A 21,814-nucleotide genomic window follows, 5' to 3' on the forward strand; every position below is an offset into this window, starting at 1 on the left:
AATTCGCTCTAAAACCGGTGCCTGACAGATTCATTGCACTGCACACTGGCTTTTTTAAATCGATTAGATTAAAAGAGCCGCCAACCAGCCTGATTGAGAGACAAGCTCATGAGCAGCCAAATCATTCCCGTTGAGCCTTTTGATTATGTCGTCTTCGGCGGCAGCGGCGACCTTGCCGAACGCAAGCTTCTGCCCGCTCTTTATCATCGCCAGATCGAAGGCCAGTTTACGGAACCGACCCGCGTGATCGGCGCCTCTCGCAGCCCGCTGACTCATGAGGAATATCGCAAATTCGCCAGGGACGCGCTGAAGGAGCACCTGAAGAAGGGGGAATATGACGAGGCTGAGGTGGAGAAGTTCTGTGCCCGCCTCTACTACGTCTCGGTCGATGCCCGCACGGATGCCGGCTGGGATCAGCTGAAGAAACTGCTGGACGAGGGCAAGGAGCGTGTGCGCTCATTCTATCTGGCGGTCGCGCCCGGCATTTTCGGCGACATTTCGCAGAAGATCCACGACCATAAGCTGATCACCAAATCGACCCGCATAGTCGTCGAGAAGCCGATCGGCCGCGACCTCGCCTCGGCGCTGCAGCTCAACGACACGATCGGCCGCGCCTTCAAGGAAGAGCAGATCTTCCGCATCGATCATTATCTCGGCAAGGAGACGGTGCAGAACCTGATGGCGCTGCGCTTCGCCAACGCGCTCTACGAGCCACTCTGGAACGCCAACTACATCGACCACGTGCAGATCACCGTAGCTGAATCGGTCGGCCTTGAGGGCCGCGCCGGCTATTACGACACGGCGGGCGCACTGCGCGATATGGTGCAGAACCACATCCTGCAGCTGCTTTGCCTGACGGCGATGGAAGTGCCCTCGTCGATGGATTCGGAAGCCGTGCGCGACGAGAAGCTCAAGGTGTTGCGCGCGCTGAAGCCGCTCAATGCCTCCAACGTCGAGCAGGCGACGGTGCGCGGCCAGTATCGCGCCGGCGCATCTGGCACCGGCCCGGTCAAGGGCTACCTCGAAGAACTGGAAGGCGGCGTCTCGAACACCGAGACCTTCGTTGCCATCAAGGCCGAGATCAACAACTGGCGCTGGGCGGGCGTTCCCTTCTACATCCGCACAGGCAAGCGCCTGACCGGGCGCATGTCCGAGATTGTCATCACCTTCAAGCCGATCCCGCACGCGATCTTCGACCAGGCGGCCGGGCGCATCGTCGCCAACCAGCTGATTATCCGCCTGCAGCCGGACGAGGGCGTCAAGCAGTCACTGATGATCAAGGATCCAGGTCCGGGCGGCATGCGCCTGCGCAACGTCTCGCTCGACATGAGCTTTGCCCAGGCCTTCAACGTCCGCAATCCCGACGCCTACGAGCGCCTGCTGATGGACGTGATCCGCTCCAATCAGACATTGTTCATGCGCCGCGACGAAGTCGAAGCCGCATGGAAATGGGTGGATCCGATCCTCAAGGGTTGGGAAACGACCGGCCAGCAGGTGCAGGGCTATACGGCCGGCACCTGGGGCCCGAGCCAGGCCATCGCGCTGATCGAGCGCGACGGCCGCACCTGGCATGACGAGATCTAGGACGAAATCGATGGCATCGACCCTGCATTCCTTCGCCAGCGCCGCAGACCTCGCCGGCAGTCTCGCCGACAAGGTCGCCGATACGCTTGCAGCTGCGATTGCCGCCCGCGGAACGGCGTCCATCGCCGTTTCCGGCGGCTCCACACCGAAGGCCTTCTTCCAGGCGCTTTCGACACGCGACATCGCCTGGGAAAAAGTGACGATCACGCTTGTCGACGAACGCTTCGTGCCGGCCGACAATCCGCGCTCGAACCATCTGCTGGTCGACGCCAATCTTCTTCAAAACAAGGCAAAGGCGGCGCGCTTCGTGCCGCTGTACCAGCCGGCACCATCCGTCGAGGAAGCTGCAAGACTTGCGACGGCAAAAAGCGCCGAGATCGGCATCCCCTTCGACATCGTCATCCTCGGCATGGGTGGCGATGGACACACCGCCTCGTTCTTTCCTGGCGGCAGCAATCTTGCCAAGGCGCTCGATGCATCCACGCCGCGCGGCATCATCACCATGGAAGCGGAAGGAGCCGGCGAGCCGCGCCTGACCTTCACCTTCTCCAGTCTTGAGGATGCCGCACTCCTGGTTCTCCATATCGAGGGCGAAGGCAAAAAAGACGTTCTCGCCAAGGCGGAAGGCAGCGGTGACGAGGCAGAAATGCCGATCCGCGCCATTCTGCGCCGGGCCACTTCCCCGGTCGAGGTCTATTGGGCTCCCTGATCCGCCGTCATCCGGATTGAGATTCAGGCCAGAGCCGCCGAAACAGATAGAGACAACGAACAAGGCAGGGATTTTCCATGTCCGCTCACGCACGCATTTCTGTAATCACCGATCGTATCGTCGAACGCTCGAAGCCGAGCCGCGAGCGCTACCTGGAACGCCTGCGCGCCGCCGCCTCGCAGGGCGTGCAGCGCTCCGTGCTTGGCTGCGCCAATCTTGCCCATGGCTTCGCGGTCTGTTCCCCCGCCGACAAGGATGCGCTCGCTGGCGACCGCATTCCCAATCTCGGCATCATTACCGCCTATAACGACATGCTCTCGGCCCACCAGCCGTTCGAGACCTATCCGGCGATCATCCGTGAGGCCGCCGCCCGGGCTGGCGGCGTAGCGCAGGTGGCCGGCGGAGTGCCGGCGATGTGCGACGGCGTCACCCAAGGACAGCCGGGCATGGAGCTCTCGCTGTTCTCGCGCGACCTGATCGCGATGTCGGCGGGCGTCGGCCTGTCGCACAACATGTTCGATGCCGCCCTCTTCCTCGGCGTCTGTGACAAGATCGTGCCCGGCCTGGTGATCGCGGCCCTGTCCTTCGGGCATCTGCCGTCGATCTTCGTTCCGGCCGGTCCGATGACGACAGGGCTGCCGAACGACGAGAAGTCGCGCGTGCGCCAGCTCTTCGCCGAGGGCAAGGTCGGACGCGCCGAACTGCTGGAGGCGGAATCGAAATCCTATCACGGCCCCGGCACCTGCACCTTCTACGGCACCGCCAATTCCAACCAGATGCTGATGGAGATCATGGGCTTCCACATGCCCGGCTCGTCCTTCATCAATCCTGGCACGCCATTGCGTGAAGCGCTGACGCGCGAAGCCGCCAAGCGGGCGCTGGCGATCACCGCGCTCGGCAACGAATTCACGCCGGCGGGCGAGATGATCGACGAGCGCTCGGTCGTCAACGGCGTCGTCGGCCTGCATGCGACCGGCGGCTCGACCAACCACACGCTGCACCTTGTCGCGATGGCACGGGCGGCCGGCATCCAGCTCACCTGGCAGGACATTGCCGAGCTTTCGGAAATCGTCCCGCTGCTTGCCCGCGTCTATCCGAACGGGCTTGCCGACGTGAACCATTTCCAGGCGGCCGGCGGCATGGGTTTCCTCATCAAGGAACTCTTGAAGCACGGACTGGTGCATGACGACGTGCGCACCGTCTTTGGCCAGGGCCTCCAAGCCTATACGGTCGACGCCCGTCTCGGCGAAAACGGCGCCGTTCTGCGCGAGCCGTCGCCGGAAAAAAGCGTCGATCCCAAAGTGCTCTCCAGCATCGAGACACCGTTCCAGGCCAATGGCGGGCTGAAGATGCTGCGCGGCAATCTCGGCAAAGCGGTTATCAAGATATCCGCCGTCAAGCCGGAGCGCCACATCATCGAGGCGCCGGCGATCATCTTCCACAGCCAGCAGGAGCTGCAGGACGCCTTCAAGGAAGGCAAGCTCAACCGCGACTTCATCGCTGTCGTGCGCTTTCAGGGCCCGAAGGCGAACGGCATGCCGGAACTGCACAAGCTGACGCCGCCGCTCGGCGTGTTGCAGGATCGCGGCTTCCGCGTGGCGCTCCTCACCGACGGGCGCATGTCGGGCGCATCCGGCAAGGTGCCGGCAGCGATCCACGTCACGCCGGAAGCGGTTGACGGCGGTCCGATCGCCCGCATCCGCGAGGGCGACATCATTCGCCTGGACGCGGTCAAGGGCACGCTCGAGCTGCTCGTCGATGCAGCTGACATGGCCGAGCGCGAGCCGGTGACTGTCGATCTCTCCGACAATGAATTCGGCATGGGCCGCGAACTCTTCGCCCCGTTCCGCCGCGCCGTTGGACCTTCGGACCAGGGTGCGAGCGTGCTCTTCCACCACTGAGCGGGTGGCTTCTGGCAAAAAAACCCGCGGGGAGCTTCAAGCCCCCGCGGGTTCTTGTTTTCAATCCAGTGATGGTGCCGCGTCCTGGCGGACGGGCGGCTTCAGGCTCGAATATCGAGAACGTAGTCGCGATGCGCCGGATGGGTGCTGTAGACGAAGATTTTGTTCAGCTCCTTCTGCGTCAGCAGGCGCAGGAAGCGGACGTCGATCGTATTGTTGGCGTTGACCTTCATCAGCAGGCAGCCGACCTTGGTGATGCGGGCATCCGGAATATCCAGATAGAACTGCTTCGGCAGGCTGAACTGGGTCAGGATCGCGAGCGTCGCGCTGCTCATCGAAATACGGACAATGTCGCAGCGGCGCGAAGCCGCGTGCATGACGCCCTTTTCCGTATATTCGATGCGCGCGGCGTTCATGGTGTCCTCCATCTTGAACCGCGCCTCGCGGTCATACATGAAGGATTCTTCCTTGCTCAGGAAATGAGATTTTGGCTGTGACGGATTGGAAGCAGCCACGTGCTTATCCCCCTCATAAATTGACGAGGAAAAGGTAGCAGCCGATCTTTAACAGAAAGTGAGAATTCGGCCCTTCCCGCACAATTCTTGCGACCATCACCCCAAAAATGGCCGCCTCACTTCCGGTAGGTATGGCCGGTTGCGTCAAACAGATGCAACTTCTGCCTGTCGGCGGCAAACCGCATCCTCTGTCCCTTCTTCACATCATAGATGCCGGGCAGCTTGACGACGATCGGCTCGCCCGGGACCAGGCCCTCGATATAAAGCAACGTCACTTCGCCGAGCGCTTCGACGATCGACACTTCACCTTCGAAAAGGTAGTCGGCGCCATCGGCAATCCGGAGATCCTCCGGACGGACGCCGAAGCTTGCCTGCTTGCCGGTTTCCGACGCGTCGGTCGCCACATCGAGGGTCACCGACATGCCGCCGGTCAGCGTCACCGTCGTCTGGCTTCCGGTTCCGGCGACCGTCGCCGGAATGATGTTCATGGCCGGCGAGCCGATGAATTTCGCGACGAAGAGGTTTGCCGGGCGCTCGTAGAGGTCCAGCGGCGCGCCGACCTGCTCGATATTGCCGGCGGAGAGCACGACGATACGGTCGGCAAGCGTCATCGCCTCGACCTGATCGTGGGTGACGTAGATCATCGTCGTATCGGCCATCTGTTCGTTCAGGCGGGCAATCTCGATGCGGGTCGCGACGCGCAGCGCGGCATCGAGGTTGGACAGTGGCTCGTCGAACAGAAAGACCTTTGGATCGCGGCAGATGGCGCGGCCGATCGCCACGCGCTGGCGCTGGCCGCCGGAAAGTGCCTTTGGCAGGCGATCGAGATAATTGGTCAACTGCAGGCTCTCGGCCGCCGCCCGGACGCGGCGGTCGATCTCCTGGCGGCTTTCGCCGGCGATCTTCATGCCGAAAGCCATGTTATCGAACACGGTCATATGCGGGTAGAGCGCATAGGATTGGAAGACCATGGCGATGCCGCGCTTGGAAGGCGGCACGTCATTGACGAGATGGCCGTCGATATACATCTCACCGCCGGTGATCGCCTCGAGACCGGCGATCATGCGCAGAAGCGTTGACTTGCCACAGCCGGATGGACCGACGAAGACGATGAATTCGCCCTGCTTGATATCGAGGTCGATACCATGGAGAACGTCCACGGAACCGTAGGATTTGCGGATATCCTTCAGCGTCAGTCCAGTCATTTCTCTCTCCCCTTAGGCGAGACGGGCGAAATACGCCCCCCAGGCCGGAATATCGATCTTGTCGCCATAGTTGTTGCTGGTAAAGCCGTGCCCCGTCAATGCCTGCCATTCTCCCGCCGGCAAGGCGACGCCGGCCTCGGCCGGGCTCATGTTGAATATGCAGAGCAGCTTCTCGTTGCCGTATTCACGGGTAAAGACCAGGCTATCTCCCTGCGGCTCTTCGAATTCGATCTCGCCCTTGGCAAAAGCGGGATGCAGCTTGCGGAAGGCGATGAAGCGGCGATAGTGCTCCAACACCGAGGCCTCGTCGCCCTGCTGGACGCTCACGGCGCGCAGGATATGCTCGACCGGCACCGGCAGCCAGGGCTTGACTGTGGAGAAGCCGCCCTGGGCGACCTGGCTGTCCCAGACCATCGGCGTGCGGCAGCCGTCGCGGCCCTTGAATTCCGGCCAGAACTGGATGCCATAGGGATCCTGCAGATCCTGATAGGCGAGATCGGCCTCGGTCAGCGCCAACTCCTCACCCTGATAGAGGCAGACCGAGCCGCGCAGCGTCATCAACAACGAGGCATAGAGCTTGGCGAAGGCATCGTGATCGGCGACCAGCCCGCCCCAGCGGCTGACGTGGCGCATAACGTCGTGATTGGAGAAGGCCCAGCAGGCCCAGCCATCGGGTGCGGCGGCTTCGAAATCCTGCATCACCTCTTCGACGCGCTCGGCCGTCAGCGGATCGGGCGCCAGGAACTCGAAGGCGTAGCACATGTGCATCTTGTCATTGCCGGAGGTGTATTCGCCGACGATTTCAAGGCCGCGCTGGCTGTCGCCGACTTCGCCGACGGCGGCGATTGCCGGGAATTCTTCGAGAACGGCACGGAAGCGCTTCAGGAAGGCTAGGTTCTCCGGCCGGTTCTTGTCGTAGATATGCTCCTGGAAATTATAGGGATTGACCGCCGGCGCCGTCGAGGCGTTGCGGCGCTCAGGCGCAAGCGCCGGATTGTCGCGCAATTGCGTATCGTGGAAATAGAAGTTGATGGTGTCGAGGCGAAAGCCGTCGACGCCGCGGTTGAGCCAGAAGCGGACGACATCAAGCAGACGGTCCTGCACCTCAGGATTATGCAGGTTCATGTCCGGCTGCGAGGTGAGGAAGTTGTGCAAGTAATATTGCATGCGCGTCGGATCCCACGCCCATGCCGAGCCGCCGAAGATCGACAGCCAGTTGTTCGGCGGCGTGCCATCCGGCTTGGCGTCGGCCCAGACATACCAGTCAGCCTTGGCGTTGGACTTGCTCGAGCGGCTTTGTACGAACCAGGGATGCTGATCCGAGCTGTGGGAGATGACGAGGTCGATCATCACTCGGATGCCGAGACGATGGGCCTCTGATATCATCGTGTCGAAATCCACCAGCGTGCCGAAGATCGAATCGACATTCTCGTAGTCGGAAACGTCATAACCGAAATCGCGCATCGGCGAGGTGAAGAAGGGCGAGATCCAGATGGCATCGACGCCAAGGCTTGCCACATGCGGCAGGCGGGCGGTGATGCCCTTCAGGTCGCCGATGCCGTCGCCGTTCGAATCCTGGTAGGAGCGCGGGTAGATCTGATAGATCACCGCGCCACGCCACCAGTCCTTGTCGGGGGTCGAAATCGATAGGGGAGCCACGTTCATGGAATATCCTGTTTGAAGTCACGTTCGGAAATGGTCAGCCCCCTTTAACCGAGCCCGCCAGCAGGCCACGCACCAGATAACGCTGCAGCCCAAAGAAGACGAGCAGCGGCACGATGATGGTGACGAAGGCCGACGCCGTCAAAATCTCCCAATTGCCGCCGCGTGAGCCAAGCAACGCGTTGAGGCTGCCGGTCAGCACGAGGTGGTCCTTGTCGGTGCCGAGAAAGACCATGGCGACGAGCAGGTCGTTCCACACCCACAGGAACTGGAAGATGGCGAAGGAGGCGAGTGCCGGAAAGGACAGAGGCAATACGATGCGGACGAAGATCTCGAAGTCGCTGGCGCCGTCGACGCGGGCGGATTCGATGATCTCCTTCGGCAGGCCGGCGATATAGGCCCGCAGGAGGTAGATGGCGAGCGGCATGCCGAAGGCGGTATGGGCCATCCAGATGCCGGGATAGGTCTTGGACGGCTGGCCGAGCAGGTTGCCGATCTCGTTGTAGAGGCGAAGCAGCGGGATCAGCGACATCTGCAGCGGCACGACGATGAGGCCGACGACGAGGGCAATCAGCAGCCCGCGGCCGGGAAACTCCATCCAGCTGAGCGCATAGGCTGCGAACGCGGCGATCAGGATCGGAATGATCGTCGCTGGGATCGTCACAGTCAGGGAGTTGATGAAGGACTGACCGATGCCCTCGCCGGTCAGAACCGTTTTATAGTTCTGCAGCGTGAATTCCGGCGGTGCGGAGACGGACGCATAGATGCGCCGCGGGCGTTCGTCGGGCGAGAAGGCGACGTTCTTCATATAGCGATAACTGCCGTCGCTGTTGATCTGCAGGCTTTCGCCATCGCCGAGATCGGCCGTCATGCCGGCGTCGAAAGCGGCCGGCTGCTGCACCCGGTTGCCGAAGGCCTTCACCGAGCGGCCGGTCTGTCCCTCCAGCACGTTGCCTGTGATGACGTAATTGGCGCCTTCCTGCCGTTGCTGGTCCGGCGTGCCCAAGCGCACGGCGACGGTCTGCGTCGAGCCGACGAAGGCCGTCCACCAGCCGGAGACGACGATCTGGTCCTTGTCGCGCAGCGCGCTGACAAAGATTCCGAGCGTCGGGATCAGCCAGACGATGACGATGAGCAGAACGGCGGCATGAACGAAGAGACGGGCGGGGCCGATCTTGAAATAGCTTCCAACAGCGGTCATCTCAGTGGCCCTTCAGTTCGCGATTGGCGCGCCGCACATTCCAGACCATGATCGGCGTGACGGCGAGCATGATGATGATGGCAATGACGGCGCTTCGGCCGGAATCGCCGCCGCCGCGAAACAGCCAGTTGAACATCAAATTCGCCAGCACCATCGTCTGCCACTGGCCGTTGGTCATGGTCAGCACGATATCGAAGACCTTGAGGACGAGGATGGTGATCGTCGTCCAGACGACCGCGATGGAGCCCCAGATCTGCGGCACCATGATGCGCCAGAAGATCTGCCAGCCATTGGCGCCGTCGATGACGGCGGCCTCTATCGTCTCCTCGGGAATGCCGCGAAGGGCAGCCGACAGGATGACCATGGCGAAACCGGTCTGGATCCAGATCAGGATGATCATCAGGAAGAAGTTGTTCCAGAAGGGAACCGAGATCCAGACCTCAGGTGTGCCGCCGAACGTCTGGACGATGGCGTTCAGCAGGCCGATCTGGACGTCGTTGCCGCCGCGATATTCGTAGATGAATTTCCAGATGACCGAGGCGCCGACGAAGGAGATCGCCATCGGCATGAAGACGATGCTCTTGGCGATATTGCCCCACCAGATGCGATCGGTCATTACGGCGATGACGAGGCCGAAAAAGGTGCAGGCGGCCGGCACCACGGCAAGCCAGAGGATGTTGTTGAAGATCGACTGGCGGAATTCGCGGTCGCCGAGCGCCCATTTGTAATTGGCAAGGCCGACGAACTGCAGACCGGCACGGTCGTAGAAGGAGAGGATGAAGGTCGCAACGACGGGATAGACGAGATAGACGATCAGCAGGAAGAGCGCCGGACCAATGAACAGCCACGGCCGGACGAGTGCACGGCGGTTGAGATTGCGGGATGCGGCGCGGATGTCGCCGTCCTTCACCGGCAGAGCGAGGTCCAGGATCTTGTTCGAAAAATAGAAATAGGCCGAGCACGCGACAACGGCGACGACCACGACGCCCAAAGCGGACACTATCTGCGACAGCATTTCGTCCCTCCCCTGCTTCCCCTGATCTTAATCCGACCGGTTGTTATTCTGACGGGTCAACGCCGGTCATCGTCAATCTATTTGTATTGCCCAATCACAATGTATCCTGCGATGGCCGGGCTCTTTGCGAGCCCGGCCAGTCATGCAAGCCATGCCGCCGGCAAGCCGGCGGCATAATTTTGAGGATTACTTGATGCCGTCCCAGGCGCTCTGGATTTCGCCTGCAGATTCTTCGGCCGACTTGCCGCCGACGAAATCGACCATGCCGGTCCAGAAGGCGCCGGCGCCGATCTTGCCCGGCATCAGGTCGGAACCGTCGAAGCGGAAGGTGGTGGCCGACGTCAGGATCTCGCCTTCCTTCTTCATCTGCGGGTTGGCATAGGCCTCGGTGCTGACGCCCTTATACGGCGTCAGGAAGCTCGACTGCGCCATCCAGACCTCATGGGCGATCGGGGTTTTCAGGAAGTCGATGAAGGCGCGGGCCGTCTTCGAGTCCTTGGCGATCGAGACGAGCGTACCGGCGCCGAGAACCGGCTTGCCGAGTTCGGGATGCGAAGCAAAGGTCGGCATGTAGAAGAAGTCGGCATCCTGACCGAGCTTCGTGCCTTCAGGGAAGAAGGACGGGATGAACGAGGCCTGATGGTGCATGTAGCACTTCGGCGGAACCGCGAAGAGGCCCTTCGGGCTGTCGCGGAAATCGGTCGAGGCCACGGCCGCGACGCCGCCATCGACGTATTTCGCGTTCTTGGCGAATTTGCCGAACTCATCGATCGCGGCGACGACGGCCGGATCGGTGAACTTCAGCTCGTTGGTCGTCCACTTGTCGTAGGCTTCCGGCGGCTGCATGCGCAGCATGATGTCCTCGACCCAGTCGGTCGCCGGCCAGCCGGTAGCGCCGCCGGAACCGAGACCGATGCACCAGGGAACGCCGCCATCCTTGACGATCTGATCGGTCAGGGCATGCAGTTCTTCCATGGTCGTCGGGATCTTGTAGCCGGCTTCCTCGAAGTTCTCCGGAACATACCAGACCAGCGACTTTACGTCGGCCTTGTAAGGGAAGGCGTAGAAGGCTTCCTTGCCGTCCTTGCCCTTATAGGTGCCGTAACCGACCCAGCTGTCGCCGGCGCCGTAATTGTCCTTGATCCACTTGGAGTTGTCATCGCCGAGCGGCGTCAGGAAGCCCTTGCTGGCGAGATCGGCCAGCAGGCCCGGCTGCGGCAGAACGGCAATGTTCGGCGGCGAGCCTGCCTGCGTATCGATGACGATCTGCTGTTCGTAGTTTTCGGAAGAGGAGTATTTGGCATCGATGCCGGTGGCTTCGGTGAAATAGGCAAGAACGCTCAGGAAGAACGCCTCGTCCTCGCCGCGCCACGGCCCGAAGATCGTCAGCGGCTGGCCCTTCAGATCGGCATGAGCAGCCTTGAACTCGTCATAGCTCTTCCAGTTGAACTTGGAATCCTGTCCCGGGGCAAATTTCAAATCGGCCGCGGACGCAGCACCCGCAAAAAGCGCTGCCACGGCAACGCCCATCAAAAATGACTTTTTCATGTGATCAACCTCCCATCACAATCCGCGCCGAATTCCCTCCAAAAGAAATTTCAAAGCGCTTTGACATCCAACTCATTTCACTGTCGGTGGAATGGAGTCAAGTCAATTCGCGAAAACCCGCTGTAAGCATGCTGGATATCGCGGCGCAGCAATGCCTATCGGGAAATATGGAGCGATTTTTCTTGAGTCAAGCGCGCCAGATGATACATAATTGAAAGCGCTTTGGATGCTACTGGGAGGCGGCAGGCCTTTTCAGGACGGCTGACAGGCGGGCCGGGAGGAAGCATAGCAGGTGAACCTCAAACAGTTATCGGAATTGCTGGGACTGTCGCAGACGACGGTGAGCCGAGCGCTGAACGGCTATCCCGAGGTCAACGAGGCGACCCGGGAGCGTGTGCTCCAGGCTGTCAAGGAAACCGGCTACCGGCCGAACAAGGCAGCGCAGCGGCTTGCGACCGGCAAGGCAGGCTCGATCGGCCTCGTCATGCCGACGGCGCCCGGCCACCAGTCCGACGTGCATTTCGGTGAATTCCTCGCCGGGCTCGGCGAAGAGGCAGTCCGCCACGATTTCCACTTCGTCATCATGCCGGCCGACCCGGATGACGAGGTAGCGGCCCTTCGCCGCCTTGCGATCAGCGGCAATGTCGATGCTCTGTTCGTCGCCTATATGCGCGGCCACGACCCGCGGCTCGCGATGCTGAAATCACTGTCGATGCCCTATGTCGTGCACGGCCGCTCCTTTGGTTCGGAGCCGGACTATCCCTATCTCGACATCGACAATGAAGGCGCCTTTTACGATGCGACGCGGCTCTTGCTGCAGCTCGGCCATACCCGCTTTGCGCTAATGAACGGACCGATGCATCTCGATTTCGCCATCCGCAGGAAGAACGGCGTCATATCAGCCCTTGCCGAACGCGGGCTCGCGCTCGCGGAGGGTTGCATGAGCCACGCGCTGATGACGGACGAGCAAGGCCTGTTGGCGATGGAACATTTTCTGCAATTGCCGGAGCGGCCAACGGCGATCCTCTGTTCCAGTACGGTGCTGGCGCTCGGCGCGATCCGCGCGGTCAACCAGGCCGGATTGCGGCTCGGTGAGGATATCTCGCTGATCGCCCATGACGACGTGCTGCCGCTGCTGAAACCGGAAAGCTTTTCCGTGCCGCTGACGACGACGCGCTCTTCATTGCGGGCGGCGGGTGTGCGCATCGCGCAGCGGCTGATCGGCACCGTGAAGCAGGCCGGCCCCTTCCCCGACCAGGAGCTCTGGAAGACCGAGCTGATCGTCAGGGCCTCGACCGGTCCTGTTCCCCAGGCCTAGAACAGGATGATTTTAGGCCGGATCGGACTAAATCTGAATCCTGCTCTACATCATATAGTTAGAGCATGATGTCGTCCGAAAACCGCTCACACTTTTCGGCATCATGCTCTCATCAAAACTGTGGCGGTGCCTGCCCTGCAGTGCGGTGGGCGGCGATAACCGTGTTGGCCATCAGCATGGCGATGGTCATCGGCCCGACGCCGCCGGGAACCGGGGTGATGGTGCTGGCGACCGCCGAGACCTCCTCGAAGGCGACATCGCCGACGAGCCGGGTCTTGCCCTCGCCTCTTTCGGGGGCGGCCACCCGATTGATGCCGACGTCGATGACCGTTGCACCGGGCTTGACCCAATCGGCCCTGACCATCTCCGGCCGGCCGACGGCGGCCACCAGGATATCGGCGTTGCGGCAGACCTCGGCGAGATTCCTGGTCCTGGAATGCGCGATCGTCACCGTCGCATTGGCGTTGAGCAGCAATTGCGCCATCGGCTTGCCGAACAGGTTGGAGCGGCCGATGACGACGGCGTTGAGGCCGGAGAGATCCTCGCCGTGGGTGCGGCGGACGAACACCATGGCGCCGGCCGGGGTGCAGGAGACCAGTCCGGTCTTCAGGTCGCCGGTGGCGAGCTTGCCGGCATTGACGACGCTCAGGCCGTCGACATCCTTTTCCGGCAGGATCGACTGGATGATCGCCTCGCTGTCGAGCGGCTTCGGCAGGGGCAGCTGCACCAGAATGCCGTGGATCGACGGATCGGCGTTGAGTGTGGCGACCAGAGCTGCCAACTCCTCCTGCTTCGTTTCGGCCGGCAGCGTGTGCTGAACGGACTTGAAGCCGCACTCCTTGGCCATGCGGCCTTTGGAGCCGACATAGGCGTGGCTTGCCGGATCGTCGCCGACGATGACGACAGCAAGGCCGGTGGTGACGCCGGTACTTTTTTCCAACGCTGCCGTCGCACTCTTGACCGTCTGAATGACCGATGCAGCTACGTTCTTGCCGTCGATTACTGTCGTCACGCGTCTCTCCGCCCTGTTTCACGTCAATCTATGGATAGTTGACGAGCTTCAAATGCTCGCTAACGCCCTATCCTGTCGGAAAGCAGCAATGCAATATCAAAAATGCAAGGAAATGTTCCTTCAACGCAGCGGCTGTCGCGCTTCGAACGCATGAACACGAAGCCGGTCGCGCAGGCCGGAGATCTCGGAGCGCAGCACCTCCATTTCGTCGACCGGAGCAGGGATGGACGGCGGTGGAGCCTGCGGCCGGGATACCGGCATTTTCTCCCTTGCGAGATCGGCGACGGGCCTACGCAGCCGCAGCAGGAAAGCCGCGGCAAGACCCATCCCAAGGCCAGCGGCTGCGCCCATCAGCGAGCGGCCGATCCGACCATCCGTTGCCGATACCGCCGTCGCCAGCGCCGGCTTCAGGAGAACGATGCGACCGTCGGTGGCGGTTTCCACCGCTGCTGACGTCGCCTCTTCGAGGCGCGAGCGCGCGGCATTGGCCTTTTCGCTAAGCTCGGTCAGGCGTGACAAATCGACGCCGGTGTCCCGGCTCTGGGCGATCAGCGTATTGCGGCGGTCGTTCAGGCCCTTGCGCGCATCAACGGCGGCCTTGGCAGCGAGGTTGGCAGCCTGGGCAAGACGGGTCAGCTCCTTGCCCATATTGTCCTTCAGACCGTCGGTTTCGGCCTGCTGCTGCAGGAGGCGCGGATGGCGCGGGCCGAGCTCGGCCGAAAGCTGCGCAAGCGCTGTCCTGGCGACGGCATATTTGTCGCGCCAGCTCTGCAGCGCCGGCGAAAGCATATCGGAGGGAAGCGAACCGTCGAGCACTTCGGCAAGTTTTGCCGCCTTGAGCCGGTCGGTCTGCGCCTTGGCGGCAAGAATATTCTGGTCGGCGGCTTTCAGATCGGCATCGAGCTGGTCGATCTGGCGGCGAAGATCGATCGCCACCTTGACGTTGCCCTCGCCACTCTTTGCAGTGAAGGCGGCAAGCTCCGCCTTCGCCTCGTCATAGGTTTTGCGCAAGGCGGCATCGGTTTCGACGTCGCCCGGTCCGTCTGCCGTAGAAACCGCTTTGGCAAGCCCTGCGGCGATGCGCATGGATTTGCCGCTGTCGCCGGTCGTCACCCTCACGAGGATCGTGCCGGCAGCGGCATCGGGCAGTATCTCGACCGCATGCTTCAGCGTCGCCTCGGCGCGCGAGGCCGGATCGGCGGCAGCACCGGTCGCCGAGAGGAGATCGAGCGCGACGCCGAGCGCATTGGCGCTGGTGCCGGCAAATTCGGGATCACGATCGAGTTTCAGGGCGGCGACCGTCGATGCAACCATGCGCGCCGACAGCAGCCCTTTTGCCGCAGCCTGGGTGAAGGCAGCGCGGCTTGCAGCATCGCTCTTCACCGCAAGTGTCGCCTCGGCACGGTAGAGGGCCGGCGAAGCCGGCATCAGCGCCGGCAGGCCCGCGCCGACGATCGTCGCGGCGGCCACAATCATCGCAAGACCAATGCCGCCGACGCGGCGGCGCGGCGCGGCCGGTCGGGGCTCGACGGGTTCTTCACGAACCGCGGCCAGCGGTTCGGGTGAGATCACAGGCTCGTCGGCCACAACACTCAGCTCTTCATCGCCCGCCGGCTCCTGAAGAAGCGGATGGCCGACGTCGTTGGCGGCCCGGAGGCGGTTGCCGAGGATGGTTTCGATGCGGTCGACCAGAGGTGCGGTGCGCACCGTCCTGGCGCGCTGCTCCTCCAGCACGCGGCCGATGGCGCGCAACAATTCGGCCTCGGGCGGCGCGATATCAGGCCGGCTCGATCGGGGCGCCGCATAGGAATCGTCATGGGGGCGCGGTCCTGTGGCTGCGCGATCCTGGAAGTTGTTTCTAGCCCTGATATCGTACATTTGCGCCACATCTCATGCACATGATGGCCGGGTTCGCTCATCCGCACGGACGCAGATGATTAAGCCACTCTAAATATTCATGGCAAAGAAATGGTTAACCGCAGCGGGCAAGAATTGTTGAGTCGCGCGACGCTATGAGGTCAGCTTGCCCTCTTATGGTCCGACCGCGGCTGCAGCGCGCTGCCGTGCTCTTCCGGATGGCTAAGGATCCTTTCGCGTCGGCGGAAGCGGTAGCGCAGGACATGGAAAAGGAAGACCGGGATGCCGACAACGTAACGGCGCCAGAGGCGCGTCGGCTCCTGCAGCAGGCGATAGGCCCATTCCAGGCGCATCATCCGCACCGTCCTCGGCGCACGCGGGACGGCGCCGGAGACGAAGTCGAAGAGAGCGCCCACCGTCAACACCAGGCGCGCATGATCGGCGCGAATATGATCGTGAACCCATTTCTCCTGCAGCGGCGTCCCCATGCCGACGATCAGGATATCGACCTTCTGGCGCTCGAGCTCCTCGATGACATCAGTAGGATCGACCTTGTCGAAGTAACCGTCGGAAACGACGACGAATTCGTGCCAGGGCGTGTGCCTGCGGAAATTTTCCGCCGCCGCCTCGACGACCGAGCGCTCGCCGCCGATGAGGCCGATGCGGCGCGGGGTCTCCATGAAGGTCAGGAAGGCCGGCACGAAGTCGGTGCCGTTCAGATTGGCGGGAAACGGCGAACCATGGGCGATCTGCGATGCGATATTGAGGCCGATGCCGTCCGGCAGCACCAGATTGTGCGACATGATCCGGTAATATTCGTCGTCGCGCAGCGCGGTCAACATGTTGTGGGCGTTGACGAAACAAACCACGGTCTGGCCGACGGGAATGGAGGCCAACTCGTTGATGAAAACGAGGGCGTCGTCCCAGCCGAGATCGCAGACCGGCAGATCAAAGATCGTCCGCCGCGATGCGAGCACCGCGAAGTTTGCAATCAGATTCATTCCTACCTCCTGCCGAGGGTGCTGCATGCGCCCGACATCCCGGAAAACAAGCCCATATTTCCGCACCGGAGGTCTCGAAAGGACCGGTCGCGTCTCGCCGGGACGGCGTCGCTCCGATCTCGGATAAGCGGCGCATACCAAGCTGTGACACCTGATATAACAGGACGATTTCAAACAACCCTTAGGAAAATTCCTTGAATTTCCATGCTCGTATAAGTGGATTATTAACCACATGCGCCAACGACAAGCGGCGCCCTCGGGCGCCGTTTGTCGTCGATGAGCTAATGATGCTTAGTGGGCCGCCGGCGTCGGTGCTTCGGCGGCCGGTGTGGTCTCGACGATCTTGACAGGTGCACTCACCTTCTTCGGCTGGCCGGCGGAGCTTTCCTTGACCTCTTCCTTGGAGAGATAGTCGAGCTGTTCCAGCATCACGTCGGCGACGTATTCGCCGCCGAGGCGCTCGTTCATGCCCTTCTTGATCTCCTCGCGGAAGGCCTTCGGATCGAAGGACTTGATGTGGGCGATATCGACCATCTTGTTTCCGACGAGCAGGCTGAAAAGCTCGTCCGTCGTCATCTCGCTCAGCGGCAGCGTCACGCCTTTCAGCATGTCCTTGTTCATCATGAACGAAACGCGGCCGAGGAAGTAACCGGTGATCGCACCGTTGCCGATGATCGGCACCGTGATCGTTTCGCCCTTCACTAGTTCAAGAGCGCTCTGCTTGGAATCCGTTGCTGCCGGCGCCGGCGCCGTCGCCAGGTACACCGAGAAATAGACCGATGCCAAGGTGATGGCGCAAACCCAGACACCGGTGAGGACGAGCTTGATCATCAGTTTCCACGCGCGGCGAATTGTTCCTGGGAGTAGGTGCCGTCGGCATCGGCGTCCTGAACCGCGTTCTTCAGGAGGTCGGCGACGGCGCGAACCGCTTCGAGATGCGCCTCGACGCGACGGGCATTGAGAACCAGTTTCTTCTTCAATCCGTGCAACTGATCGAGATGGGCAGCGGCAAGCTCGGCCGGGTCGGTGTCGCGGAAAAGCATCGACAGCTCGTAGAGGCAGCGGCTCTTATGCGCGTTGGAGACCTTGAGATCGAACTGCGGATCGTTGCCGATCCGGGTGTTCTCATTGTCGATGATCATTTCGAGGCGTCCGAGAACGGATTTGATCCTGTATTCGTTCGAAACTATTTCCATTGTAACCCCGGTTATGCGTCTTTTGGAGCATGATGCCGAAAAGTGTGCGCGGTTTTCGGACGACGTCATGCTCTAACTATCTAATTAAGAACAGGATTCAGATTTTAGGCCAACGGGCCTCAAATCATCTTGTTCTGTCGGTCTTGGCTTCGGCGGTCGGCGTGCCAAAGGTCTTGCGCTGGAAGTCGTCGATCATGCTTAGCGCAGTGTTGCGGTCATCATCGTTGGTGGAGGCATTGACGACCTTGCCTTCCTGCCGGCGCAATTGCTCGCTGTACATCTGCTTGGCGATACCGATGCCGTCTCCCTTGGCCATGGTGTTGCCGAGCTGTTCGGCCATCATGCCCTTCCAGATATCGCCGGTCGCGCCCTTGCCGTATACGTCTTCGCTTTCGCTCGGCAGCATGGACTTGACGAAATTCTGCAGGACCATGGCCTCGAACTTCCGGTAGCTTTCCGGAACGTCCTCCGCCTTGGTGCGGTTCTGGATGTTTGCGAGGCCGCTCTTCTGGCCGATATGATCGAGAACGTCGACCGTATTGGAGAAGCCCTTGCCATTCTCGGCGAGGCTTGTTGCGGCAAAGGCCGCACGATTTGCCTTCAACTTTTCCTGGGCTGCCTGAACCTCCATGGGGTCGGCAGCTTTGACAACGTCCAGGACCAAATCACTGGGGGGCGAAATAGCCACGTTACAATCCTCTGAATTTAAGATCGTAACGACTATGGTTTTTGAAGCTTGCTGGAGGCTGGCGTTGCGAATTGCTGATCGATGACATCGTAGACGGCGTTGTCATCTGCCTCGCGACGCTCGGCTTCCAGAGCTTCCTTCATGCCGTCTTCGAGGCGGTCGCCCTTGGCGCGCTCGCGTGTCAGCCGCATCTCGTGGACCTGCTGCATGCCGGTCAGCTGCTGGTCCTTGATGGTGAGCCTGCCGAACCGGTCGGCGTAATTCTGCGAGAAGGCGTGGTGGACGGGGTCCATCGAGCCGAGCGCCAGGATGACATCGTCCATCGCCACATTGACCTCGACACGCTGACGGCTGGTTTCGGCCAGGTCGTTCTCGGCCATTCTTTCGATATGCCGCTGCACCGAGAGCAGCCGCTTGAGCTTCTGGGAGCGCTTCTTTTCGATCATCGCCTCATCGCCCGATATAGATCGAGCCGAAGGACTGGCCGAACTGGTTGATCAACGCCGCGATCGAGAAATAGATCAGGAAGAGCCCGCCCATCAGCAGATAGGGCGTGGAAATGAAGTAGACCGGGATCTGCGGCGCCAGCTTGTTGATGAAACCGATTGAGACGTTGAAGATCATGCCGTAGATCAAAAACGGGCTCGACAGCCGCAGCATGATGTAGGTGGTCTGCTCCAGCGTGTCGGTAAAGGAGATCAGCGTCGCGCGCATCTGCATCAGGCCGCCGAAGGGCATGGTCGTGTAGGAATCGATCAGCGCGCGGAAGACGATGTGATGGAAATCCATGATGAAGAGAATCATGATGCCGGCAAAGGTAATGAAGCCGGAAAGACTGGTCTCCGGCGTGTCTTCGAGGATGTCGGCGGAACCCGGCTGGGTGTAGCCGACCATCATCGCGATGATCGTCGCGGCGAACTGCATGCCGATCGTGTAGATCCTCGCCAGCATGCCGTACATCACGCCGATCAGCGATTCGCTGAAGATCAGGCCGATATAGGTTCCGGCACCGGTGTGAACGGCCGGATAGACGGTGTCCCAGAGCAACGGCATGACGGCGATCGAGAGCGCGCCGGCGATGAAGACGCGCAGCTGGTCGGGCACGCGCGCCGAGGAAAAACCCGGAAGAGCCAGCACACAGCCACCGATCCGGCAGAAAACCAGAAACAGCGCGAGAACGGTCCCTTGCGGGTCTGTTATCATGAAATAGAGCCCAAAATCTTTATCTCGATGCCCTTGGCCAGTTCGACATGCGACAGGACCGGGAGCGTGGCGAACAGCCGTTCGATGATCATGCGCACATAGGAGCGTGTTTCCGGCGATGTGACAAGGGCGAATGGCAGGCCGCGATCCATGAACTCACGGATAACTTTGGTGGCCTGCTCGCTGAACTCTTCCAGGCTGCGCGGATCGATGTCGAATTCGATCACCTCGCCCTTGGCGTCGCGCTTCAGCGCCTGATGGAAAGCCAGATCCCACTTGCTGCCCAGCCGCAGCACACGCAGCACGCCGTTGTCGGCGAGGTCGCCGCAGAGCTGCTGCGCCATGCGGATGCGGACGTGCTCGACAATCTGCTCGGTTTTCCTGACATGCGGGGCAAGCTCGGCCACCGCTTCGAGAATGAGGTGCAGGTTGCGGATCGAGACGCGTTCGGCAAGCAGCAGCTTGAGCACCGCCTGCAGGCCCGAATAGGACATGTGCGACGAGCAGATCTCGTCGGCAAGCTTCTTGTATTCGGGATCGAGCCGATCAATCAGCACCTTCACGTCCTTGTAGGACAGAAGCTGCGGCAGGTTGTTGCGGATGACCTCGCTCATATGGGTCAGCACGACGGAGACGTTGTCGATCGGCTGGAAGCCCTCGCGTTTCAAATCGTCGGCGAAGTTTTCGAGGATCGAGACGGCAGGCATACCGAAAGCGGGTTCACGGATTTCGTCGCCGGGAATGCTCGGCCGGCGACCGGCGCCGGTCACGACGAGAACTTCGCCGACGCGCAGCAGATTGGAGGCGACCGTCGTGCCGTGGATGCGGATCTGGTAGGACTTCTCGGCAATGGCGATATCGTCGGTCACCTTGATTTCGGGCACGACGAAACCGTATTGCGTGGCGAACTTCTTGCGCATCTTCCCGACACGGAAGGCGAGCTCCTGGTGGGCGCCAAGCAGGCGCGTCGAGACCATCTTGCCGAGTGCGAGCTCAATCTCCGAGGTGCGCAGCACCGACTTGACCGAATCCTTTTCCAGCTCCTTGCTCTGGACGACCTTCTTTTCTTCCTGCTCGCGACGAAGCTTGTTTTCAGCTTCGACCTGACGCGGGATGAACCAGGCGCCGAAAGCGAGAAGACCTCCGAGGATTACGAAGGGGACAAACGGAAGGCCCGGCATCAGGGCCAGCACGAACATCAGCACGGCCGAGACGGAAAGCGCGCGGGGATACCCGCTCAACTGGTTGACGACCGCCTGGTCGGTGGAGCCAACGGTACCACCGCGAGAGACGAGAAGGCCGGCGGCGAGCGAGACGATGAGAGCCGGCATCTGCGAGACAAGGCCGTCGCCGACAGAGAGCTTGACGAAGACGTCGGCCGCTTCGCCGATCGGCATGCCGTGGCGGAAGTAGCCGATGATGATGCCGCCGAAGACGTTGATGCAGGTGATGATGAGGCCGGCGACGGCATCGCCGCGCACGAACTTCGACGCACCATCCATCGCACCGAAGAAGGAGCTTTCCTCCTCGAGTTCCTTGCGCCGGCGCTGGGCTTCCTTTTCGTCGATGATACCGGCCGAGAGATCGGCGTCGATCGACATCTGCTTGCCGGGGATGGCATCCAGGGTGAAACGCGCACCGACTTCGGCGATACGCGTGGCGCCCTTGGTGATGACGATGAAGTTGATGGTGATGAGGATCAGGAAGACGATCAGACCGATGACGAAGTCGCCGGACATCACCAGGCTTGCGAAACCGGCGATGACGCCGCCCGCTGCTTCATGGCCTTCATTGCCGTGGGACAGGATGACGCGTGTCGTTGCGATGTTCAGCGCCAGCCGGGTCATCGTCGCGATCAGCAGAATGGTCGGGAAAGACGAAAAGTCGAGTGGTTTCTGGATCCACAGCGAGACCATCAGGATCAGCACCGAAAAGGCGATCGAGAAGGCCAGCCCCATATCGATCAGGAAGGGCGGGATCGGCAGGAAGAGAATGCAGATGATGCCGATGATTCCAAGGGCAAATCCGACATCGCGCAGGCTCGGGGCGACTTTTGGAAGGGGCAGTGCAGGTGGTTGCGCCATGACGATTCCGTCTCTTCATGAGAGGAGGCGGACATGCGGCCCGCCCAATTCGGATCGAGAGTTAAATGGCGAAGCTTGCGCGAAGGTGGCCCGACCGCTGCGCACTTTTGCTGGA

Annotated in this window: 19 protein-coding genes; 4 read left to right on the forward strand and 15 right to left on the reverse strand. The window is 61.4% G+C overall.

From position 1 onward, the window contains the following. Positions 1-108 precede the first annotated feature (108 nt). The 3 genes from zwf (at position 109) to edd (ending at position 4,194) form a co-directional block, all read left to right on the forward strand. The gene (gene zwf / locus ACIPSK_RS14290; RefSeq protein WP_017967071.1) at positions 109-1,584 is read left to right on the forward strand and encodes a glucose-6-phosphate dehydrogenase; all 1,476 of its coding nucleotides are present in this window, start codon (positions 109-111) and stop codon (positions 1,582-1,584) included. Positions 1,585-1,594: 10 nt separating this feature from the next. Further along, a complete protein-coding gene (pgl, locus tag ACIPSK_RS14295; RefSeq protein ID WP_162117804.1) occupies positions 1,595-2,293 on the forward strand; it encodes a 6-phosphogluconolactonase in 699 nt (232 codons plus the stop codon). 77 nt (positions 2,294-2,370) lie between these two features. Beyond that, positions 2,371-4,194 carry a phosphogluconate dehydratase gene (edd, locus tag ACIPSK_RS14300; protein ID WP_162117805.1) on the forward strand — a complete coding sequence of 608 codons (1,824 nt, stop codon included), beginning with the start codon at positions 2,371-2,373 and terminating at the stop codon, positions 4,192-4,194. A 101-nt stretch (positions 4,195-4,295) separates the two neighbouring features. On the opposite strand, the gene ACIPSK_RS14305 is transcribed toward edd, so the two are convergent. The 6 genes from ACIPSK_RS14305 to ACIPSK_RS14330 form a co-directional block, all read right to left on the reverse strand. Further along, a complete protein-coding gene (locus ACIPSK_RS14305) occupies positions 4,296-4,649 on the reverse strand; it encodes a hypothetical protein (protein WP_018445791.1) in 354 nt (117 codons plus the stop codon). A gap of 176 nt (positions 4,650-4,825) precedes the next feature. Continuing rightward, a complete protein-coding gene (locus ACIPSK_RS14310; protein ID WP_162117806.1) occupies positions 4,826-5,914 on the reverse strand; it encodes an ABC transporter ATP-binding protein in 1,089 nt (362 codons plus the stop codon). A gap of 12 nt (positions 5,915-5,926) precedes the next feature. Next, positions 5,927-7,579: a beta-galactosidase BglA gene (gene bglA / locus ACIPSK_RS14315; RefSeq protein WP_162117807.1), complete on the reverse strand. Its 1,653-nt coding sequence runs from the start codon at positions 7,577-7,579 to the stop codon at positions 5,927-5,929. 34 nt (positions 7,580-7,613) lie between these two features. Then, positions 7,614-8,777, reverse strand: coding sequence for a carbohydrate ABC transporter permease (locus ACIPSK_RS14320; RefSeq protein ID WP_017967065.1), 1,164 nt, complete (start codon positions 8,775-8,777; stop codon positions 7,614-7,616). Between the two features lies 1 nt (position 8,778). Beyond that, a complete protein-coding gene (locus ACIPSK_RS14325; RefSeq protein WP_162117808.1) occupies positions 8,779-9,792 on the reverse strand; it encodes a carbohydrate ABC transporter permease in 1,014 nt (337 codons plus the stop codon). A 186-nt stretch (positions 9,793-9,978) separates the two neighbouring features. Continuing rightward, a complete protein-coding gene (locus ACIPSK_RS14330) occupies positions 9,979-11,340 on the reverse strand; it encodes an ABC transporter substrate-binding protein (protein WP_017967063.1) in 1,362 nt (453 codons plus the stop codon). A gap of 292 nt (positions 11,341-11,632) precedes the next feature. Between ACIPSK_RS14330 and ACIPSK_RS14335 the strand changes: the two genes are divergently transcribed. Further along, positions 11,633-12,658: a LacI family DNA-binding transcriptional regulator gene (locus ACIPSK_RS14335; RefSeq protein WP_017967062.1), complete on the forward strand. Its 1,026-nt coding sequence runs from the start codon at positions 11,633-11,635 to the stop codon at positions 12,656-12,658. 112 nt (positions 12,659-12,770) lie between these two features. Here the strand turns inward: ACIPSK_RS14335 and folD are convergent, their stop codons facing one another. The 9 genes from folD to flhA all read right to left on the reverse strand — a co-directional run bounded on the left by folD (position 12,771) and on the right by flhA (position 21,699). Further along, positions 12,771-13,670 (reverse strand): bifunctional methylenetetrahydrofolate dehydrogenase/methenyltetrahydrofolate cyclohydrolase FolD, encoded by a 900-nt coding sequence (gene folD, locus ACIPSK_RS14340; protein ID WP_162117809.1) that lies wholly within the window; start codon positions 13,668-13,670, stop codon positions 12,771-12,773. Between the two features lie 120 nt (positions 13,671-13,790). Beyond that, positions 13,791-15,548, reverse strand: a complete 1,758-nt coding sequence (locus ACIPSK_RS14345) for a succinoglycan biosynthesis protein exop (RefSeq protein WP_162117810.1) — start codon at positions 15,546-15,548, stop codon at positions 13,791-13,793. A gap of 140 nt (positions 15,549-15,688) precedes the next feature. After that, on the reverse strand, positions 15,689-16,528 hold the full coding sequence (locus tag ACIPSK_RS14350; RefSeq protein WP_026154439.1) for a WecB/TagA/CpsF family glycosyltransferase: 840 nt from the start codon (positions 16,526-16,528) through the stop codon (positions 15,689-15,691). A gap of 291 nt (positions 16,529-16,819) precedes the next feature. Then, positions 16,820-17,359: a hypothetical protein gene (locus tag ACIPSK_RS14355; RefSeq protein WP_017967058.1), complete on the reverse strand. Its 540-nt coding sequence runs from the start codon at positions 17,357-17,359 to the stop codon at positions 16,820-16,822. Then, positions 17,359-17,724 carry a hypothetical protein gene (locus tag ACIPSK_RS14360; RefSeq protein WP_003556590.1) on the reverse strand — a complete coding sequence of 122 codons (366 nt, stop codon included), beginning with the start codon at positions 17,722-17,724 and terminating at the stop codon, positions 17,359-17,361. The genes ACIPSK_RS14355 and ACIPSK_RS14360 overlap by 1 nt, the downstream gene beginning before the upstream one ends. 124 nt (positions 17,725-17,848) lie before the next feature. After that, a complete protein-coding gene (locus tag ACIPSK_RS14365; RefSeq protein WP_017967056.1) occupies positions 17,849-18,412 on the reverse strand; it encodes a rod-binding protein in 564 nt (187 codons plus the stop codon). Positions 18,413-18,444: 32 nt separating this feature from the next. Continuing rightward, on the reverse strand, positions 18,445-18,858 hold the full coding sequence (locus ACIPSK_RS14370) for a hypothetical protein (RefSeq protein WP_017967055.1): 414 nt from the start codon (positions 18,856-18,858) through the stop codon (positions 18,445-18,447). 4 nt (positions 18,859-18,862) lie between these two features. Then, positions 18,863-19,615: a flagellar biosynthetic protein FliR gene (locus tag ACIPSK_RS14375; RefSeq protein WP_162117811.1), complete on the reverse strand. Its 753-nt coding sequence runs from the start codon at positions 19,613-19,615 to the stop codon at positions 18,863-18,865. Beyond that, complete coding sequence (flhA, locus tag ACIPSK_RS14380) at positions 19,612-21,699, reverse strand: flagellar biosynthesis protein FlhA (protein ID WP_017967053.1); 2,088 nt, start codon at positions 21,697-21,699, stop codon at positions 19,612-19,614. The genes ACIPSK_RS14375 and flhA overlap by 4 nt, the downstream gene beginning before the upstream one ends. Between the last annotated feature and the right edge of the window lie 115 nt (positions 21,700-21,814).

It is taken from the genome of Rhizobium sp. LARHSG275, assembly GCF_052871115.1.

Excerpts from the sequence above, each read along its gene's own strand:
- ACIPSK_RS14370 (WP_017967055.1), bottom strand. The coding sequence starts at position 18,858 with ATGATCGAAAAGAAGCGCTCCCAGAAGCTCAAGCGGCTGCTCTCGGTG.
- flhA (WP_017967053.1), bottom strand. The coding sequence starts at position 21,699 with ATGGCGCAACCACCTGCACTGCCCCTTCCAAAAGTCGCCCCGAGCCTG.
- ACIPSK_RS14325 (WP_162117808.1), bottom strand. The coding sequence starts at position 9,792 with ATGCTGTCGCAGATAGTGTCCGCTTTGGGCGTCGTGGTCGTCGCCGTT.
- ACIPSK_RS14320 (WP_017967065.1), bottom strand. The coding sequence starts at position 8,777 with ATGACCGCTGTTGGAAGCTATTTCAAGATCGGCCCCGCCCGTCTCTTC.
- edd (WP_162117805.1), top strand. The coding sequence starts at position 2,371 with ATGTCCGCTCACGCACGCATTTCTGTAATCACCGATCGTATCGTCGAA.
- ACIPSK_RS14355 (WP_017967058.1), bottom strand. The coding sequence starts at position 17,359 with ATGATCAAGCTCGTCCTCACCGGTGTCTGGGTTTGCGCCATCACCTTG.
- ACIPSK_RS14305 (WP_018445791.1), bottom strand. The coding sequence starts at position 4,649 with ATGTATGACCGCGAGGCGCGGTTCAAGATGGAGGACACCATGAACGCC.
- ACIPSK_RS14350 (WP_026154439.1), bottom strand. The coding sequence starts at position 16,528 with ATGAATCTGATTGCAAACTTCGCGGTGCTCGCATCGCGGCGGACGATC.
- pgl (WP_162117804.1), top strand. The coding sequence starts at position 1,595 with ATGGCATCGACCCTGCATTCCTTCGCCAGCGCCGCAGACCTCGCCGGC.
- ACIPSK_RS14310 (WP_162117806.1), bottom strand. The coding sequence starts at position 5,914 with ATGACTGGACTGACGCTGAAGGATATCCGCAAATCCTACGGTTCCGTG.
- ACIPSK_RS14375 (WP_162117811.1), bottom strand. The coding sequence starts at position 19,615 with ATGATAACAGACCCGCAAGGGACCGTTCTCGCGCTGTTTCTGGTTTTC.
- ACIPSK_RS14330 (WP_017967063.1), bottom strand. The coding sequence starts at position 11,340 with ATGAAAAAGTCATTTTTGATGGGCGTTGCCGTGGCAGCGCTTTTTGCG.
- ACIPSK_RS14345 (WP_162117810.1), bottom strand. The coding sequence starts at position 15,548 with ATGTACGATATCAGGGCTAGAAACAACTTCCAGGATCGCGCAGCCACA.
- ACIPSK_RS14360 (WP_003556590.1), bottom strand. The coding sequence starts at position 17,724 with ATGGAAATAGTTTCGAACGAATACAGGATCAAATCCGTTCTCGGACGC.
- zwf (WP_017967071.1), top strand. The coding sequence starts at position 109 with ATGAGCAGCCAAATCATTCCCGTTGAGCCTTTTGATTATGTCGTCTTC.
- bglA (WP_162117807.1), bottom strand. The coding sequence starts at position 7,579 with ATGAACGTGGCTCCCCTATCGATTTCGACCCCCGACAAGGACTGGTGG.